The sequence below is a fragment of the Micromonospora sp. WMMD729 genome, from assembly GCF_049315225.1.
GTDB lineage: Bacteria > Actinomycetota > Actinomycetes > Mycobacteriales > Micromonosporaceae > Micromonospora.
Genome location: NZ_CP186059.1, coordinates 3,273,049 through 3,290,790 on the forward strand (window position 1 = coordinate 3,273,049; position 17,742 = coordinate 3,290,790).

The 17,742-nt window shown below is 73.8% G+C and carries 18 protein-coding genes; 12 read left to right on the forward strand and 6 right to left on the reverse strand.

All coding sequences use genetic code 11. The features are described from left to right. Positions 1 to 18 precede the first annotated feature (18 nt). The 12 genes from ACN263_RS15155 to ACN263_RS15210 are packed head-to-tail and all read left to right on the forward strand — an operon-like array spanning position 19 to position 11,760. Entirely contained in the window at positions 19 to 1,251 is a 1,233-nt protein-coding gene (locus ACN263_RS15155; RefSeq protein ID WP_422740456.1) for a phage tail sheath family protein, read from the forward strand. 1 nt (position 1,252) lies between these two features. After that, positions 1,253 to 1,735, forward strand: a complete 483-nt coding sequence (locus ACN263_RS15160; protein ID WP_422740457.1) for a phage tail protein — start codon at positions 1,253 to 1,255, stop codon at positions 1,733 to 1,735. After that, a complete protein-coding gene (locus tag ACN263_RS15165; protein WP_422740458.1) occupies positions 1,710 to 3,065 on the forward strand; it encodes a hypothetical protein in 1,356 nt (451 codons plus the stop codon). Before ACN263_RS15160 ends, ACN263_RS15165 begins: the two co-directional genes overlap by 26 nt. Continuing rightward, complete coding sequence (locus ACN263_RS15170) at positions 3,065 to 4,021, forward strand: hypothetical protein (RefSeq protein ID WP_422740459.1); 957 nt, start codon at positions 3,065 to 3,067, stop codon at positions 4,019 to 4,021. Before ACN263_RS15165 ends, ACN263_RS15170 begins: the two co-directional genes overlap by 1 nt. Further along, positions 4,018 to 5,610 carry a contractile injection system protein, VgrG/Pvc8 family gene (locus tag ACN263_RS15175; protein WP_422740460.1) on the forward strand — a complete coding sequence of 531 codons (1,593 nt, stop codon included), beginning with the start codon at positions 4,018 to 4,020 and terminating at the stop codon, positions 5,608 to 5,610. The genes ACN263_RS15170 and ACN263_RS15175 overlap by 4 nt, the downstream gene beginning before the upstream one ends. Continuing rightward, on the forward strand, positions 5,610 to 5,948 hold the full coding sequence (locus ACN263_RS15180; protein ID WP_422740461.1) for a hypothetical protein: 339 nt from the start codon (positions 5,610 to 5,612) through the stop codon (positions 5,946 to 5,948). The genes ACN263_RS15175 and ACN263_RS15180 overlap by 1 nt, the downstream gene beginning before the upstream one ends. Next, positions 5,945 to 6,376, forward strand: coding sequence for a GPW/gp25 family protein (locus tag ACN263_RS15185; protein WP_422740462.1), 432 nt, complete (start codon positions 5,945 to 5,947; stop codon positions 6,374 to 6,376). The genes ACN263_RS15180 and ACN263_RS15185 overlap by 4 nt, the downstream gene beginning before the upstream one ends. Continuing rightward, the gene (locus tag ACN263_RS15190) at positions 6,373 to 9,021 is read left to right on the forward strand and encodes a putative baseplate assembly protein (RefSeq protein ID WP_422740463.1); all 2,649 of its coding nucleotides are present in this window, start codon (positions 6,373 to 6,375) and stop codon (positions 9,019 to 9,021) included. Before ACN263_RS15185 ends, ACN263_RS15190 begins: the two co-directional genes overlap by 4 nt. Next, a complete protein-coding gene (locus ACN263_RS15195) occupies positions 9,002 to 9,547 on the forward strand; it encodes a phage tail protein (RefSeq protein WP_422740464.1) in 546 nt (181 codons plus the stop codon). Before ACN263_RS15190 ends, ACN263_RS15195 begins: the two co-directional genes overlap by 20 nt. Positions 9,548 to 9,556: 9 nt before the next feature. Continuing rightward, positions 9,557 to 10,489 carry a hypothetical protein gene (locus ACN263_RS15200; RefSeq protein WP_422740465.1) on the forward strand — a complete coding sequence of 311 codons (933 nt, stop codon included), beginning with the start codon at positions 9,557 to 9,559 and terminating at the stop codon, positions 10,487 to 10,489. Then, a complete protein-coding gene (locus ACN263_RS15205) occupies positions 10,486 to 10,944 on the forward strand; it encodes a hypothetical protein (RefSeq protein WP_422740466.1) in 459 nt (152 codons plus the stop codon). The genes ACN263_RS15200 and ACN263_RS15205 overlap by 4 nt, the downstream gene beginning before the upstream one ends. Before the next feature lie 45 nt (positions 10,945 to 10,989). Further along, positions 10,990 to 11,760 carry a hypothetical protein gene (locus ACN263_RS15210; protein WP_422740467.1) on the forward strand — a complete coding sequence of 257 codons (771 nt, stop codon included), beginning with the start codon at positions 10,990 to 10,992 and terminating at the stop codon, positions 11,758 to 11,760. A 39-nt stretch (positions 11,761 to 11,799) separates the two neighbouring features. On the opposite strand, the gene ACN263_RS15215 is transcribed toward ACN263_RS15210, so the two are convergent. Genes ACN263_RS15215 through ACN263_RS15240 form a run of 6 tightly spaced genes read right to left on the reverse strand, consistent with a single transcriptional unit; the run spans position 11,800 to position 17,714 of the window. Then, positions 11,800 to 12,669: a PmoA family protein gene (locus ACN263_RS15215; protein WP_422740468.1), complete on the reverse strand. Its 870-nt coding sequence runs from the start codon at positions 12,667 to 12,669 to the stop codon at positions 11,800 to 11,802. Next, on the reverse strand, positions 12,666 to 13,349 hold the full coding sequence (locus ACN263_RS15220) for a hypothetical protein (protein WP_422740469.1): 684 nt from the start codon (positions 13,347 to 13,349) through the stop codon (positions 12,666 to 12,668). Before ACN263_RS15220 ends, ACN263_RS15215 begins: the two co-directional genes overlap by 4 nt. Then, on the reverse strand, positions 13,333 to 14,205 hold the full coding sequence (locus ACN263_RS15225; RefSeq protein WP_422740470.1) for a carbohydrate ABC transporter permease: 873 nt from the start codon (positions 14,203 to 14,205) through the stop codon (positions 13,333 to 13,335). The genes ACN263_RS15220 and ACN263_RS15225 overlap by 17 nt, the downstream gene beginning before the upstream one ends. Then, a complete protein-coding gene (locus tag ACN263_RS15230; RefSeq protein ID WP_422740471.1) occupies positions 14,205 to 15,188 on the reverse strand; it encodes a carbohydrate ABC transporter permease in 984 nt (327 codons plus the stop codon). Before ACN263_RS15230 ends, ACN263_RS15225 begins: the two co-directional genes overlap by 1 nt. 32 nt (positions 15,189 to 15,220) lie before the next feature. Continuing rightward, positions 15,221 to 16,564, reverse strand: coding sequence for an ABC transporter substrate-binding protein (locus ACN263_RS15235; protein ID WP_422740472.1), 1,344 nt, complete (start codon positions 16,562 to 16,564; stop codon positions 15,221 to 15,223). Positions 16,565 to 16,583: 19 nt separating this feature from the next. Beyond that, positions 16,584 to 17,714, reverse strand: a complete 1,131-nt coding sequence (locus tag ACN263_RS15240; protein ID WP_422740473.1) for a LacI family DNA-binding transcriptional regulator — start codon at positions 17,712 to 17,714, stop codon at positions 16,584 to 16,586. Between the last annotated feature and the right edge of the window lie 28 nt (positions 17,715 to 17,742).

Genomic DNA, 17,742 nt, shown 5'->3' on the forward strand with positions numbered 1-17,742 from the left:
CCCCGCACAGGAGGACCGATGCCCAGCTACTTCTCCCCCGGCATCTACGTCGAGGAGGTCCCCAGCGGCGCCCGACCGATCGGACCGGTGAGCACCAGCATCGCCGCGTTCGTCGGCGTCGCCCCGAACCGCGGCGCCCACCTGGGCAAGGCCGTACCGGTCAACAACTGGACCGAGTTCCTGCGACTCTTCGCCGAGGGCGACCAGGTCGAGAGCACCCCCCTCGCGCGGGCGGTCTTCGGCTTCCTGGACAACGGGGGCGCGCGTTGCTGGGTGGTCAACGTCGGCGAGGGCGGCGCGATCACCGGCACCGGCAAGCAACGCGGCGGCCTGCAACTGCTGGAGGCCGTCGACGAGATCTCCATCATCGCCGCCCCGGGCTTTCACGACCCGGTGTCCCACGAGGCGCTGATCAGCATGGCCGAGCGGACCCGGACCATGGTGGCGATCTGCGACCCGGCCCCGGACATCGACGACATCTCCGCGCTGACCCGGGTCGCCACCCCGTCGTCCGGGAAACCCCCGAAACCCGCCGAGGGTGGCGGCCCGGCGCAGCCCGGCGGGTCCGGCGGTGGCGACGGGCCGGCGTACCGACCCCGGCAGTCCGAGTTCGCCGCGTTCTACTACCCCTGGGTGCAGGTCCGCGACCCGATCAGCGGCGAGTTGGAGCTCACCCCGCCCAGCGGGCACCTGGCCGGCATCTGGGCCCGCACCGACGCCCTGCGCGGCGTGCACAAGGCGCCGGCCAACGAACCGGTCCGGGGCGCCGTCGACCTCGGCTACCGCGTCACCCGACCCGAGCACGACGTGCTCAACCCCAAGGGCGTCAACGTGATCCGCTACTTCGCGGGCGAGGGCATCCGTGTCTGGGGCGCCCGTACGCTCGCCGCCGAGGCCAGCGAGTGGCGCTACCTGAACGTCCGGCGACTCAGCATCGCCATCGAACAGGCCATCGCCAACGGCACCCGGTGGATGGTCTTCGAGCCGAACGACTTCACCCTCTGGCGCTCGATCCGACGCGACATCGGGGCGTTCCTCACCCGCGTGTGGCGCGACGGCGCGCTGCTCGGGCGCAGCCCCGAGGAGGCGTTCTTCGTCAAGTGCGACGAGGAGACCAACCCGCCGGACGTCCGGGACGCCGGCATGGTGATCGCCCACATCGGCATCGCCGTCGTCAAGCCCGCCGAATTCGTGGTGTTCAAGCTCAGCCAGTGGGCCGGCGGCACCGAGACCGAGACGATCGGAGGCTGACATGGCCACCCCCGCCACCCCGCAGCCCGGCGCGCCCGTCGACCCGTACCGGGCGTACAACTTCCGGCTGCTCATCAACGGCGTCACCAACGGCCACTTCACCGAGATGAGCGGGCTGGAGGTGAACATCCCCGGACAGCCGTACCGGGAGCACGGCCCCGGACCGACGCGGATCGTCCCCGGCCAGGCCGAGTACGAGCCGGTGACCCTGCACTTCGGCCTCACCGCGTCCCGCGAGCTGTGGGACTGGGTGAACGCCACCGCCAAGGGCACCCTCAACCGCCGCAACGTCTCGGTGGTGCTGCTGGACGCGGCGGGCACCGCCGAGGTGCTGCGCTGGAACCTGATCGACGCGTGGCCCACCCGGTGGCGCGGGGCGCACCTCAACACGGTGAGCCACGAGATCGCCATCGCGTCGCTGACGCTGCGCTACGAGGGCCTCGAACTGGAGGCCGGCGGTGCCGCCGCGCCGACGCCCGCGTAGCTGGCTGGCCGGTCGCCTCCGCGCGGCGGCCGGCGCGGTGCAGCGCCTCGCCGGACGCGTCGACAACCCGGCCGCCGAGCCGGCACCTCCGGCGGACGTGCCGCGTCGTCTCGGCGAGCCGCCGCAGCACTGGGTGAACCTGGTCGCCGCGCACGCCCCCGGTCTGCTCCGCGAGCTGGACCTCGACCAGGCCGCGCCGGCCCGGGACGAGACTCCGCCGGGCGCAGCCCCGGAACGGCGGCCGGACCGCTCCGGCGGTCCGGGCGGCTCAGTCGACCCGGGCGGCTCAGTCGACCCGCTCGGCCCGGTCGGCCCGGCGTCCCGCGCCGGTCGGACCGACCGGCTGGCTGCCGCCGCTCACCGCCGGTCCGGCGACCCGCACCCGCACGCCCGGTCGGGCGGCGCCGGTGCGCAGGCCGAGCCCGATCCCCGGACCGGCGGTCCCGGACGCCCGGACGGCGGGTCCGAACGACGGCTTCCGGTCCTTCGACCAGCGGCCCCGGTCGGCTCGGAGCCGTCCAGCGGGACGACTCGCTCCTCCGACTCCGTGCCGGCGAGCGGTCGGGACAGCTCGGCGAACGGTGGCCGGCCGTTCCGAATGCCGGGTGTCGCCCACCCCGGGGCGGGGACGTCCATCCCGGCCGCCCGGGGCCGAGATGACCAGAGCGCGGCAGACCTGCCCCCCACACCCGGCGAGACCGTGCCGGGTCCCCGCCGCGAGAGCGGCCGTCCGGCTCGATCCACTCTGGACGCGCCGGCGACGCGGCCCGGGCGCGGCGACGGGAGGATGGGCGGATCGTCCTGGCCCGCCCTACCGGGCGAGCCGGCCAGGCAGGGCCGGCCCGGCGAGGAGCCCGTCCGGTCGCACCCAGGCCAGCATCCCGAGCAGCACGGCCGGCAGCGCCCCGAACAGCAGGCCGACCGGGAGCGAGTCGCCGACCAGCACCTCCGCGACCACTCCGGCCAGTTGCCGGAGCAGCACGCCCGCCGGCTCCCTGACCAGCAGCGGACGGACCGGTATCGAGGGCCGGCGGAGGCCCCGCCGCACCACGCCCGGCCAGACCGGGACCGGCACGCCGATGTGCGGTTCGGGCAGGGCGGCGGTGAGGTCGGGCGGTGGGACGGTCCACCGGCGTACGGGACGGGCGTGGCCGAGGTCGACGACGGCGGGCGGTGGCCGGTGGACGCGGCGTTCCCGTCGGCCCCCGGCCGGCCCGGCGTGGACCCGTGGCCAGCGCTCCCGGATGAGGGACCGCTGTGGACGGTGCCCGGCGCGGCGCTGGACGCGGACCACGAGCGCCGGCTCGACCGGGAGCAGGCGGGCGGCTGATGGAACGCGTCGCCTTCCTCGTCGACTCCACCGGGGAGCGGGTGGACTGCCTGCTCAACCCGGAGACCGTGCAGGTGACCCGGCTCGCCGGCGTACGCCACCGGGGTGCGGGCGGCGCGCAGCTCACCGGCTCCGGACTGGCCGACGACCCGCTGGTCTTCACCGGCGGCGGCCGTACCGAACTGGTGCTGGACCTGCTCTTCGACGTCGACTTCGTCCAGGCCCAGGCCCGCCCCACCGACGTACGCATGCTGACCCGGCCGCTGTGGATGCTGGCGGAGAACTCCGCCGCCGAGCACGGCTGGCTGCGTCCGCCGCTGGTCCGGCTGGTCTGGGGCAAGACGTGGAACGTGCCGGGCGTGATCGTGGCGGTGGCCGAGCGGTTCGACGCGTTCACCGGCGCCGGTTCGCCACGGCGCTCCTGGCTGCGGCTGAAGCTCGTGCGGGCCGCCGAGACCGCCGACCAGGCGCAGGCCGGTTTCGCCGAGGAGCTGGCCGCGGCGAGCACACCGGCCGCCGCGCCGGGCAGCGCCGTGGTCGCGGCCGGCGACGGCGCCACCGAGCCGGGCCACGCCGGGGTGCGTTTCGACCTGCTGGCCAACGACGCGCTCGGGTCGCCGCTGCGGTGGCGGCTGCTGGCCGAACACAACCGGATCACCGACCCGCTCGCGGTTCCGGCAGGTACGACCCTCGCGGTTCCCCCGGTCGACGCGGGCGGCCCGGAGTCCACCCTCGGCACCACGGCGCGGGCCGGCGGGTCGTTCGTGGACGCCACCGTCGCCACCGCCGCGAGCTGGGCCGCCTCGATAGCCGCCGCGACCTGGCCCGGCCCGGCCGCGAGCGGGTCCGGCCCAGCCGGAACGGCCGCCGCGACCTGGCCCGGCCCGACCGGAACGGCCGCCGCGAGCAGGACCGCGTCGAGCGGTGGCGCAGCCGGCCCGGGGAGCACGCCGTGACCAGCGTCGCGCCCCGGGCGCTGACCGTCCTGCTGGACGGCGTCGAGCTGACCGCCGTGGCCCGCCAGCGGATCCGCTCGCTGCGGGTGGCCGCCCGGCTCGACCAGCCGACCCAGGCCGAACTGGTGCTCGCCACCGGTGCCGGCGTCGCCGCCCTCGACCCCGCCGTACGCCCCGGCACGACCCTCGACGTGCGGCTCGCCGACCACGCCGACGCGCTGTTCGGCGGGGAGGTGACAGGTGTGGAGGTCGAGTACGCCGCCGACGGCGCGGCCGTGCTGCGGCTGCGGGCGTACGACGCGGTGCACCGGCTGCGCAAACGGCAGGCGCTGCGGGTCTTCACCTCGGTGACGGCCGCCGAGCTGGCCCGGGAGTTGTGCGGCGCGGTGGGGCTGAGCGTGACGGCCGAGGACGACGGCCCTCGGCTGGAACGGTTGGTGCAGCACCGGCACAGCGACCTGGAGCTGCTCTGCGAGGTCGCCGGGCGGGCCGGTCTGCACCTGGTCGCCGACGGCGAGGGCGTACGACTGGTCACCCTCGCCGGCTACGGCGAGCCGGTCCCGCTGATCCTCGGCGCGGGGGTGCACACCCTGCGGCTGGCCACGAACGCGGACCGGGCCGCCGGCGCGAGCGCCGCGTTGGGGTGGCACCCGCAGCGGGCCGAGCCGATCAGCCAGCGGGCCGACGAGGCACGGTGCGGCCGGCCGGCCGGTGACCGTCCGGACCCGGCGGACGTGGGGGCTGACGGGGTACGCACCGCCGTCGACCAGCCGGGGCGCAGCGACGACGAGGTGGCCGCGCTGGCCCAGGCGCGGCTCGACCTGCGCGCCGCCGCGTTGTGCACCGCCGAGGGGGTCACCGAGGGCGATCCGGCGCTGCGCCCGGGCCGGCGGATCGACCTGGCCGGGGTGCCCGAACCCCTCAGGGGGGCGTACGTGCTGACCGAGGTGGTGCACACCGTGGACGGCGACGGGCACCTCACCCGGTTCTCGACCGTCCCACCGGCCGTGCCGCCCGCGACGGCCGGCGGCGCGGTCGTCACCCTCGGCACCGTGACCGACGTGGCCGACCCGGACGGGTTGGGCCGGGTCCGGCTGACCCTGCCCGCGTACGGGGACCTGGACGCCGGTTGGCTCGGCGTGCTCTGCCCCGGCGCGGGGCGCGGCAAGGGCCTGGTGGCGCTCCCCGACCCGGACGACACCGTGCTGGTGGTGCTGCCCGGCGGCGAACCGGTCGCGGGCATCGTGCTGGGTTCCCTGTTCGGCGCGGTCGAGCCGTACGACGCCGGCATCGACGACGGCCGGGCCCGGCGCTGGACGCTGCGTACGGCCGGCGGGCAGTCGATCGTCGTGGACGACGTCCGGCGCAGCCTGCGGCTCGGTACCGAGGGCGGCAGTTGGCTGGAACTCACCCCCGACCTGGCCACCCTGCACGCGGCGACCGACCTGGTGATCTCCGCGCCGGGGCGGGCCATGGTGGTCCGCGCCCGCAGCGTCGACTTCCTGCACGCCGAGGCGACCGAGGATCCGACCACCGCGGCGCAGCAGGCCCGTTCGCTCGCCCGCGCCCACCACGAAGGAGGCGGCTGATGCGCTGGATCCACCGCGACTCGGTGATCGTCTGTGACCACGACGGCCGGGTCGAGAACCGACCGTCGCAGCGCTGGGTGACCGTCACCGCCGTGCCGGTGCTTGTCGACGACGACCCGGAGGGACGGACGATCGTCGCCTGCCCGAACTACGGCCCGACCATCAAGCCCTGCGCGAAGACGCTGACCGTCCGCGTCGGCTACAGCGACTGGCTCCGCGTCGACGGGCACCGGGTGGTGCTGTCGCACCTCAAGGGGTTCACCGACGGCACCCCGCCCAACGCCGTGTACCACACCGTCCGCGACCCCCGGCAGCGCTTCCTGGGGGCGGACCGGTGAGGGCGTTCCGCTTCGTCGGGGCGGGCTTCGACGCCGGCCGGGGCGGTGGGTTGGCGGTCACCGCCGCCGGTGGCCTGGCCATGACCGAGGGCGACGAGAGCGTACGCCAGGCGCTGTTCCTGCTGTTGTCGACGACACCGGGCGAGCGGCTGATGCGACCCGGGTACGGCTCCCGGCTGCACCGGCTGATCTTCGCGCCCAACGACGACACCACGGCCGGGCTGGCGATCCACTACGTCCGGCAGGCCATCGCCCGCTGGGAACCCCGGGTCGAGGTCGTCGACGTCGACGCCGGACCGGACCCGGACGACCCGTGGCGACTGGTGATCCGGCTCGACTACCGGGTGCGGGCCAGCCTGACGCCCGGCCAGTTGGTGTTCTCCGTGGACCTGCTCCCCGCCGACGACGAACCGGGAGAATCGTCATGACGCTGCCCGTGCCGCACCTGGACGACCGCGGGTTCCTCGACCTGGTCACCGAGGCCCGCGAGCGCATCCGCCAGTCCTGCCCCGCGTGGACCGACCTGTCCGCGCACGACCCCGGTATGGCGCTGGTCGAGGCGTTCGCGCACCTGACCGAGGTGATGATCTACCGGCTGAACCAGTTGCCGGAGAAGGCGTACGTGCAGTTCCTGAACCTGCTCGGGGTGGCACGGCACGCGCCCACCGCGGCCTGGGCGGACGTGGTGTTCACCCGCACCGGCACGGACACCTCGGAGGTGCGGATCCCGGCCGGGCTGCGGGTCGCGGCGGCGCGTGGCGCCGACCCCAAGCCCGTCGTGTTCGTCACCACCGAGCCGGCGGCGCTGCCGGCCGGGGAGTCCTCGGTGACCGTGCGCATGCACCACTGCGAGCCGGTGGACGCGGAGCTGCTGGGCGTCGGCACCGGCCAGCCGGGTCAGGTGCTGCGCGCGGCCCGCGCCCCCCTGGCCCACACCGGCGAGCCGCTGGACCTGCTGCTCGGGGTGGAGGTGCCGACCGGCTCGGTGGAGCTGGGGGCGGCGGCCCGCGAGCACGACGGCCGCACGTTCGAGATCTGGCAGCCGGTGGACAGCTTCGCCGGGCTCGGCCCGCAGGCCAAGGCGTACCTGGTGGACCGCTGCTCGGGCACCGTCACCTTCGCCCCGGCGCTGGACCTGCGACCGCCCACCGGCGGCTCCGCCGGGCCGACGCCGGTGGCGGCCGTGCCGCCGGCCGGGCGGCAGGTCCGCCTCTGGTACCGGGCCGGCGGCGGTCCGGCCGGCAACGTCGCCGCCGGCACGCTGACCACCCTGCGCGATCCACTGCCGGGGGTACGCGTCGACAACCCCGCCCCGGCGGCCGGCGGCCGGGAGATGGAGACCCTGGAGTCGGTGCTGCTCCGCGGCCCGTACGAGTTCTTCGCCCAGCAGCGCGCGGTCACCGCCCGCGACTTCGAGGTGCTCGCCACCGGTTCCGGCGCGGTGGCGCGGGCCCGCGCGTTCACCCGCTCGGCGGTCTACAGCTTCGCCCGCCCGGGTGAGGTCGAGGTGGTGCTGGTGCCGTACGTGCCGCCCGCGGCGCGCCCGGGCGGCCGGCTGCCGGTTTCGGTGCTGCGCGAGCACGAGGTGCCCGAGGCCCGGCACCGCGTCGAGGCGGACCTGGAACAGCGCCGGATGGTCGGTATCCGCTCGCGGGCCAGCTGGGCGCGGTTCAAGGCGGTGTCGGTGCGGGCCCGGGTGGTGGTGCGGCGGGAGGAGGACGTGGACGCGGTCCGGCGGCGCATCCACGACCGGCTGCACCAGACGCTCAGCCCGCTGCCCACCGCGCTGAACCCGGGCGGATGGCCGTTCGGTGAGCCGCTGCGGGCGTCGAACGTGTACCGGTTGTTGGAGCAGGCCGAGCCGGGCGTGCGGTACGTCGAGTCGGTGCGGTTCGTGGTCGACGAGGCGCCCGACGCCGACGTGCGCGCCCTCGCCGTCGACGCGTACCAGCCGCGCACCTGGTACGCCGGGCGCGGCCCGGTGCTGTTCCGGTCCAGCAACGCCGGCTCGGGTTGGGAGCCGGCCGGCCGGTTCGACGAGGAGACGGTGCTGCGGGTGGCGCCCGCCCCCGCGCCGGTGCGGCCGGGCATCGTGGCCCGTCCCGGCTCGGTGGCCGTGGTGACGCTGCGCGCCTCCGGCGGCTCCCGGGTGCACCTGAGCACCGACCTGGGTGAGACCTGGTCGCTGCTGGCCGACCTGGACTCGCGGATCTCCGACGTGGCGTGGCTGGACCGCGACGGCGCGGGAGCGCTGCTGGTGGCGACCGACACCGGGCTGTACGAGGTGTCGCTGCTGCCCGGCGCGGTGCCGTTGCAGATCCTGGTCGAGGAGTCCGACGCCGACCGGGGCTTCTACGCCGTCCGCGCCTTCGTCTCCGAGCGTGGCGCGCCCGGTGTGGCGGTCGCGGCGCAGGCGAGTTTCGGGGTGTACCTGTCGACGGCCGGCGGCCGGCCCGGCAGCTTCGCGCACGTCGGGCTCGCCAACGTGGACAACCGGGTCCTCGCCGTGCAGTACGACGGGCCGGCCACGCTGCTGTGGAGTGGCGCGGGCGAGCCGGACCCGAAGAAACCCGGGCAGGGCTGCCACCGCACCCGACTGTTCGAGTCCGACGTCAAGTGGCAGTCGGTGCAGGCCGGCTGGCTCGGTGGCACCTGCCGGGATCTCGCGTTCGCCGGGCAGCAGGCGGTGGCCGCCACACAAAGCGGCGGGGTGCTGCGGCTGGACACCCTGGCCGCCCAGCCGCAGTGGCAACCGGTCTCGGTCAACTGCGGGCTGCCGCTACGCGACCGCACCCGGTTCGTGCCGGTGGACGCCGTCGCCGTGAGCGGCCCTGGCGCGGCGGGCGTCGGCGCGGGCGGCCCGGCGGCCTCCGGCGCGGGCGGTCCGGCGGCGGACCGGCTGGTGCTGGCCGGCGGCGAGCGCGGCGTCTACCGCAGCGCCGACGCGGTCACCTGGACCGCCAGCGCCAACCAGGCCACCGCCGACGTGGTGACCGTCCCGGACACGTGGCTGCTCTGCTCCGGCGAGCACGACATCGAGGTGGTGCGCCAGGATGCGACGCTCGGCGATTGAGCGGCTGCTGCCCGCCGCGTACCAGCGGGCGTGCGTGCCGGGCAGCGTGCTCTGGGCGCTGCTGGACGTGATGGAGGGGCTGCACGCCCCGGACGAGGCGATCCTCGCCGAGGTGGACGCCCTGTTCGACCCGTACCGGGCACCCGACGACATGGTCGTACGGCTGACCCGCTGGGTGGCCATGGACCACGTCGTGGCGTCGCACCGACCGGACGCGCCGCTGCCCCTGCCGGTCGGGCGGCTGCGGGACCTGGTGGCCCACGGCGCGCTGCTGGCCCGCTGGCGCGGCACCCCGTACGGGATGCGCCGCGCCCTGGAGGTGGCCACCGGGGTGAGCGGCTTCGCCATCGACGAGCCCGACGAGAAGCCCTTCCACATCGTGGTGCGGGTGCCGGCGGCCGCCGCCGACCACCTCGCCGTGATCACCCGCATCGTCGAGGCGGAGAAACCCGCGGCGACCACCGCCGAGGTCGTCCTCGCCGCCTCGCCACCACCTGATCAGCCGACCGCGGCACCGTCCGCTTAAGGAGCCGTCATGACCACCGAATGGGCCGTCGCCGCCGCCGCGTCGCAGTTCACCCTGGACGCCGCCAACCACGGCGAGCTGACCTTCACCGTCTCCAACCCCGGCGTCGCGCCGGACACCGTCGTCTTCGACGTGGCGCCCGGCGAGGGCAGCCAGCGGGCCTGGTTCACGGTCACCGACCCGCAGCGGGTGGTGCCCGGGCCGGGGTCGGTCTCGTTCCTGGTCCGCCTCGCCGTGCCGGCCGGCACCGCGCCGCGCCGCTACGACATGACCGGGTTCGCGTACTCGGCGAACACCGCGCCGGAGGAGAGTTCGCGCTCCAGCGGCCGGGTGACGTACGAGGTCCGGGCGGTCGCCGCGCCGAAGCGGACGCCCTGGCCGTGGATCGCCGCCGCGGCGGCGCTGGTGCTGGTGGTCGCCGGGGTGGTCGGCTACCTGCTCACCCGCTCCGACGGCCCACCGACGCCGGGCGCGCCACGGGTGGTGACCGTGGAGGCGGAGAGCCTGGTCGACGGCGCTCGGGTGGAGTCCCCGGCGAAGACCGCCGCGGCGGTGGGGGCACAGCCGAACTGCTGCGACGTGACCTGGTCGGGCGACGCGCAACTGTTCTTCACCGGCCTGGCGCCCGGCGACCGGGTGAGCCTCACCGTCGACCTGCCCGCCGACGCCGTGTGGCGGCTCTCCACCACGCGTACCACGAGCTTCGACTACGCCAACACCATCTGGCAGGTCGACGGCGTGCAGCTCGGCAGCACCTTCTTCGGCTTCACCCCGACGGTCGTCCTGCAGGACTTCACCGACGTGGGCACCGTCCGGCTGGGCGCGGGCCGGCACACGCTCACCCTCGTCGCCGTCGGCAAGACGCAGGGCTTCGACAGGTACTTCGCGGGGGTGGACCAGATCCGCTTCACCGAGGTGACCGGGGCGGTCGCACAGCGATGAGCGGTCGGCAGAAGGTCGTCCTGGTGACCCTGGCGGTGCTGCTGGTGGCGTTCTTCGCGCTCGCCGTCGGCATCGGCGGCGGCGACCAGGGCCGCGCGGGCGATCGGCCGGGGTTCGTGCAGCGGTTGGGCCGGCTGGCCGGCGGGAGCGGCACGATCGACCCGGCGACCGTACAGGCGGACTGCGACCGTACCGGCGACGTGCTCGCCTTCGTCGGCGGTTGCGCGGTGCGGGTCGCCGACCCCGGTGAACTCCGGACGTTGGTGCTGCGCAGCGCGCGCCCGTTCGTGGTGACCGCGCCGGCGCCCGGCGACGCCGACCTCACCGTGCGCTCGAAGGTCGAGCCGGACGACGGCGGCGAGGCGGTCGCTCGGATCGCCGTCGACGACGCGGCCACGGTGCTGCTGGGCTGCCCGGGAGGTGTCGGATGCACGGTCACCGTCGCCGCCGAGTGACAGCCGGCCCCGGCAGCGCGCTTTTCGACCGTACGGAGGCCCGCCATGGGTGACCTGCGCAAGCCCTTCCTGCTGCTCGCGCTGGTCGCGGTCACGCTGGTGCTCCTCGTCGAGGTGGGATCGTCGCTGCTCACCGGCGGTGGCGACGCGACCGGCGCGCTGCTGGTCGGCGCGGCGGACCTCGGCGTGCAGGTGGACGCGGCCGGGGTCAGCGAACCGTCCGGCCGGGGCACCAGTTATCTCGCGCTGATCGACGCGGTGGCGGTGTGGACCACCGGCCTGTTCTGCCTGAGCCTGGTGGTGCCCGAGCGGGTGCAGGGTCGGATCCAGGGCGTCGCGACGCTGATCTTCTCGATCCTGCTCATCCTGGGCTCGCTCGTCCTGCTGATCATCGCGTTCGTGGAACTAATGATCATGGTGTCGCTGTTCCTGGCGGCGCCGTTCGGCACCCTGGCGTACCTGGCGCTGTGGGGCTTCTTCCCGGTCGGCGACGCGGCGGTGCTGCTCGGGCTGGCGCTGCTGCTCAAGCTCGTGTGGGCAGGGATGTTGGTGCTGGCCCAGCCCCGGTTCCTGCAGAACAAGGGCCTCGTCCTGCTGATCATCACCACCCTGCTGTGCACCGTCGTGCTGGAATTCCTGCACAACCTGGTGCCGGTGATCTTGGTGAGCATCGTCGACGACGTGGCGGCGCTGGTCTTCGCGATCATCGCCATCATCTGGGGCCTGGTGCTGCTGATCGGCTCGATCCCGGCGATCGTCAAGGCCATCCGTGTCACCGCCGCCGCCGTGCCCGCCGCCCTACCCGGTCGATCATGAAGTTATTGTCACCGCGCCCGGCGTGTCGGGACAACAACTTCATGATCGACGGTCGCTGGCGAGGGTCGCGCAGCGGTCGGGGGGCAGGATGCCGTCGGCGATCCATACCTGGTAGCGGCCGTGGCGGGTGGTTCCGGCGGGGATCTCCGCAGGGGTGTCGAAGGCGAAGGCTGCGCACACGCCGGGGTACATCGCGGTCCGCACGAACCACCGGTCGCCGGGGCCGAGCCCCGCGAAGACCAGGGTGTACGCCCCACCGCCCGGCGCGGTGCCGGCCAGCGCCAGCCACGGGGCCGCGCTGCCGTTGACCGCCTCCTCCCCCGCCGCGTCGGCGGTGTACACCGTCGGCTCACCGTCGGCGGCGGCCCGCCAGAAGAACCCGCCGTAGCCGGCCCCGCCGGGGCGACCGTTGGTGGCCGGGCTACCCAGGCGCACGGATCTGTCGGGCGGCGCGGTGAGCGCGGAGTCCAGGTCGAGCCGCCAGACGTCCGACGTCACCGCCGTCGCGGCGAGCTGACGCCGCTCGGTGAGCAGCACCCGTCCGTGCGGGTCACGCCACTGGGCCTGGTGGGCCAGCAGGTCGGCCGAGCGCCGGGACCAGCCGGTGTGGACGATCCTTCCGTGGTCCGCCCGCCAGGTGTAGCCGACGTCGCGCACGTAGGTGCGCCCGCCCCACAGGTTGACGCCGTCGACGTCCTGCACGGCGAGTGAGGCCCCGAGGTGCCAGACGTGGTCGGCGGGGAGCGCGTCGGTGACGACGGTGCCGCCGAGGGTGCGGACCGGGTGCAGGTACGGCCGGGGCCCGTGCCGCGCGTCCAGCGCCGGGTCGACGACGTACCGGGCCACCTCGGTCGCGCCGACCAGCAGCCGCGCGGGCTCCTCGGTGACGGCGGTGGGATCGGTGCTCACGGCAGCTCCGGCCGGGCGGCGGCCGGCTCGGGGCCGTTGCCGTCAGCGGCGAAGGCGCGACCGACGTCCGTGGGGACCGGCAACCGGTTGGCGACGGCGTGCAGGGCGGCCAGGGTGTAGCCGGCGAGGATCGGCACTGCCACCGGCGTGACCAGGACGGCGAGCAGCCCGGCCAGCGCCGTCACGCCCGTGAGGGCGGCCCACCGGGCGGGCGCGTCGAGGCAGGCGCGGGCGCTGGACCGGGCCGCGACCCGCCACCGCCCGCCCCCGTTGCGGCCCGCCTCGACGACGACCAGCCCGGCGTACCCGGCCAGTACGGCGCTGACCAGCCCGGTCACCGCCAGCACCGGCGGACCGCCGGGTACCCGTCCGGCGGCCAGCGCCGCCAGGTCGGCGGCGAGCAGCCCGAGCACGGCGAGCGCGAGGAGGCTGACCGGCACCCCGGGCAGCGCCGAGCGGCCGAACCGGCGCAGGGTCGTACGCGCCGACGGCCAGCTACCGGTACGCGTCCAGTCGTGCACCGCCGCGCTGGCGGTGCCGGCCGCCGCGGCGGCGGTGAGCAGCGGTGCCGCCGCGAGGGTCAGCAGGATGCCGAGCAGCGCCAGGTCGGCGGCGTCGCGGGCGACGTCCCGCCAGTCCCGGCGACCGCCGACGTCGACGGGTTCAGCCCTTGATGCCACTGGTGTTGATCCCCTCGACGAGCATCCGTTGGAAGGCGACGAAGAACAGGAAGACCGGCAGCAGCGACAGCACCGACATGGCGAACATCGGTCCGACCGCGCTCTGGCTGGTCGAGTCGATGAACAGGGTCAGCGCCACCGGCACCGTGTAGTCCTCCAGTTGGGACAGGAAGACCAGTTGGCGGAAGAAGTCGTTCCAGGTCCAGATGAACGAGAAGATCGCGGTGGTGACCAGCGCGGGGCGGCTCAGCGGCAGGATGATGTGCCGGAAGATGCCGTACGGGCCGGCGCCGTCGATCCGGGCCGCCTCGTCCAGCTCGCGCGGGACGCCCCGCATGAACTGCACCATGAGGAAGACGAAGAACGCCTCGGTGGCCAGGAACTGCGGGATGAGCAGCGGCAGGTACGGCCACTCGCCGCCGACCAGGCCGAGGGTGCGGAACAGGATGTACTGCGGCACGATCAGCACGTGCTGGGGCAGCAGCAGCGTACCGATCATGACGGCGAACCAGAGGCCGCGCAGCCGGAACCGCAGCCGGGCGAAGGCGTACGCGGCCAGCAGGCAGGAGAGCCCGTTGCCGACGACGGTGAGCAGGCTGACCAGCGCGCTGTTGAGGAAGAACCGGCCGAAGCCGACGTCGAAGTTGGACCATCCGGCGGTGTAGTTGCCCGGGGTGAACCGCTCGGGCAGCAGCCCGACGTTGTTGACGATCTCCTCCTGGGACTTCACGGAGGTGCCGACCATCCAGATCAGCGGGTAGAGCACCACGGCCACGATCGCCACCAGGATCAGCAGCCGCAGCACGGTCCGGCCACCGGCCCGGCGCCGGGTGGTCGGCACGTCGATCGTCGCCATCACCGGTCCTCGCCGTCGGAGTAGTGCACCCAGAACCGCCCGGTGCTGAAGAAGATCGCGGTGATGGCCGCGATGGCGAGCAGGAACACCCAGGCCATCGCCGAGGCGTAGCCCATCTCCAGGTCGGTGAAGCCGGTGATGTAGAGGTTCAACGTGTACATGAGGGTGGAGTCGACCGGGCCGCCGGTGCCGTTGCTGAGCACGAACGCGGCGGTGAAGCCCTGGAAGCCGTTGATGGTCTCCAACACCAGGTTGAAGAAGATGACCGGGGACAGCATCGGCAGGGTGACGTTGCGGAACTGGCGGAACCGACCGGCCCCGTCCACCGAGGCGGCCTCGTACAGCTCGGTGGGCACCTGCTTGAGCCCGGCCAGGAAGATCACCATCGGGGCGCCGAACTGCCAGATGGCCAGCACCATCAACGTCTCGAGGGCCCAGTCCGGGTCGTTGACCCAGGGCCGGCCCTCGATGCCGACGAGGCTCAGCAACGAGTTGAACGCCCCGTCGCGGTTGAACATGTTGACCCAGACGATGGCCAGCGCCACGCTGCCGCCGAGCAGCGACGGCAGGTAGAACAGGCCGCGGAACAACCCGACGCCGCGCCACGCGCGGTTGAGCAGCAGCGCCACGCCGAGCGCGGCCGCCAGCTTGAGGGGTACGGCGACCAGCGCGAAGGTCAGGGTGACCCGGACCGCGTGCCAGTACGACGGGTCGGCCGTGAACATCCGCTCGTAGTTGGCCAGCCCCACCCACTGGACCTCCGAGAACGGGGTGAGGATGTCGTAGTTGGTGAAGCTCAGGTAGAGCGACAGCAGCATGGGAACCGCCGTGACACCCATCAGGCCGATGAGCCACGGCGACAGGAAGACGTACCCCGCCAGACCCTCGCGGTGCCGGACGCTGCCGGACCCACGCCGGGTGGTGTGGGTCCGGGCGGATCCGGGGCCGCGTCGGGTCGGGTCGGGCGCCGTGGTCAACGCCACGAACGGCTCCTCTCCTCGCCTCCTGGGGCGGGTCAGGCGATGGCGGCCTTGCACGCCTCGACGAACTGGGCGGCGGCCTGTGCGGGGGTTGTCCGGCCGTACTGGGCGTTCTCGGCAGCCTTGATCAGCTCGGACTTGACCTTGCTGTGGCCCTTGATCGGCACCTGTGGCGACGCGCCGAACTTCTGGGTCAGTTCCGCCTCGACGGCGATCGACTGCTTCATCGCGGGGTCGGTGGTGTCGTCGCTGACCACCCGGCGCAGGTCCAGGTTGGAGGGCAGGCCACGGTCGGTGCCGAGCAGCTTGACCGCCTCCTGGTCGTTGTTCAGGAAGTTGATCACGTCGACCGCGACGTCCCGGTTCTTGCTGCCCTTGAAGACCGACCAGTACATCGAGGCCCGGGCCCACTGCGCGCTCGGGTCACCGGGGTACGCGATCACCCCCAGCTCGTCCTTGGTGTTCTTCTTCAGGTCCGGCATTTGGTTGGCCCAGACCCAGGAGGTGGCCGACTTGCCGGTGACCACCAACTGCTTGGTGACGTCGCTGGAGTTGCCCTCGTGGATGACGTCGGCGGTCGGCGTGGCCTTGCGGTCCCGCGCGCCCTTCCACAGGTCGAACCAGGCGGTCACGTCGTCGGCGGTGAAGCCCAACTCGTTGCCCTTGTAGAGGTCCTTGCCCTGTTGGCGCAGCCAGACCCAGAACGCCTTGTAGTCGGCGCTCGGGTCCTGGGTGCCGGGCACACCCGTCTTCTTCGACACCTCCTCGGCCCAGGCGATGTGCTGCTCCCAGCTCATCCCCGTGGTCGGCTCGGGCAGGTTGTGCTTCGCCAGCAGCGTCTTGTTGTAGACCAGGCCCTGGGTGTTCTCCCCGGCGGCCACCCCGGCGAGCTTGCCGTTGACCACCCCGTACTCCAGCAGGCTCTTGGGGAACTTGGACACGTCGAGCTTGCCGGAGTCCTGGTAGGTCTTCAGGTCGAGCGTGGTGTTGCGGGCGGCGTACTCGGCGAGGTAGTTGTCGTCGATCTGGAACAGGTCCGGCGGGTTGCCACCGGCGGTGAGCGTGGCGAGCTTGTCGAAGTAGCCCTGGTTGGCCTGCCAGGTCTTCTCGAAGGTCACGTTGGGGTGCTTCCTGGTGTAGAGGGCGAGGGCGTCCTCGGTCAGCTTGGCCCGGGCGTCGCCGCCCCACCAGAAGACGGAGAGCTTGACCGGGGCGTCCGGGTCGGCGGCGCCGTCGTCGCCGCAGGCGGCGGCGCCGAACAGCAGCGGCGCGGCGACGGTCGCGGCGAGCAGGCCGCGCAGCAACCGTCGCCGGGGCAGCGGGGTACCGTGAGGACGCCCGACGGGCGTGCCAGTGGTGGGGGACGTTGCGGGGTGCATGTGCGCTCACTCCTCGGCTTTAGGAGGCGACGGCATCACCGGTGGCCGCAGTCGGGACGCCCGGGCCCGCAGGGCAGTGCGGGTCCGGGCCATGGGACGCGGCCAGGGGACGGGCCGGTCGGGCGTGCGGGCCCGGACCGGTCGAGTCGCGGATGACCAGGTCGGTCTGGAGCATTACCTGTGCGGTGGTACGACGGACGCCGACCGCCGTGCCGGTACCGGGCCCCCGCGCGCCGCGCGGTGACTCGATGTCCTGTTGCAGCAGCATGTCGACGGCCGTCCGGCCGGCGGCCCCGGTGGGTGTGGCCACCGTCGTCAGTTTGGGTCGGGTGAGCCGGCTCAGGGCGATGTCGTCGACCCCGACGACGCTCACCTCCTGCGGTACCCGAACCCCGAGCGCGTCCAGCCCTTCGATGAGGCCGATCGCCATCAGGTCGTTGTAGGCGAGCACGGCGGTGACGCCGCTGCGCCGCACCTGCTCGGCCACGGCCGAGCCGCCGGTCTCGGTGGGCGCGTTGGGGCCGAGCACGGTCAACTCCCCGCCACCGGCCCGGACGGCCGTGGTGGCGGCGCGCCGCATCTCCCGGTTGGTCCACGAGCTGCGCGGCCCGCCGAGCAGGGCGATGTCCCGGTGACCGAGACCGATCAGGTGCTCGACGGCCGCCCGGGCGCCCTGCCCGACGTCCATCAGCACGCAGGGCAGGCCGGACACCTGCCGGTTCACCACGACCAGCGGCACCTCGCGGCTGAGCTGCTCGATCAGGCTGTTGCTCATCCGAGGGCTGCACAGCAGCACCCCGTCGACCTGCTTTGCGAGGGCGTGGACCAACTCCTCCTCGGCGGTCGGGTCCTCGTTGGTGTCGGCCACGAAGACGTGGTAGTCGCGGTGCCGCGCCTGACCCTCCGCCGCCTTGATCAGCGGCGGGAAGAACGGGTTCGCGATGTCGGCGATGATCAGCCCGATGTTGTGCGTACGCCCGGTGATGAGGGCGCGGGCGGCGCGGTTCGGCCGGTAGCCCAAGTCCTCCGCACAGGCCAGCACCCGAACCCGGGTCTCGGGATTGACCAGGTGCGGGGCGGAGAAGGTGCGGGACACGGTGGAGATGTGCACCCCGGAGGCGCGAGCGACGTCCCGGATGGTGACTGGCACGGCGGCCCCTTCGTCCGAGTGGGCGGTG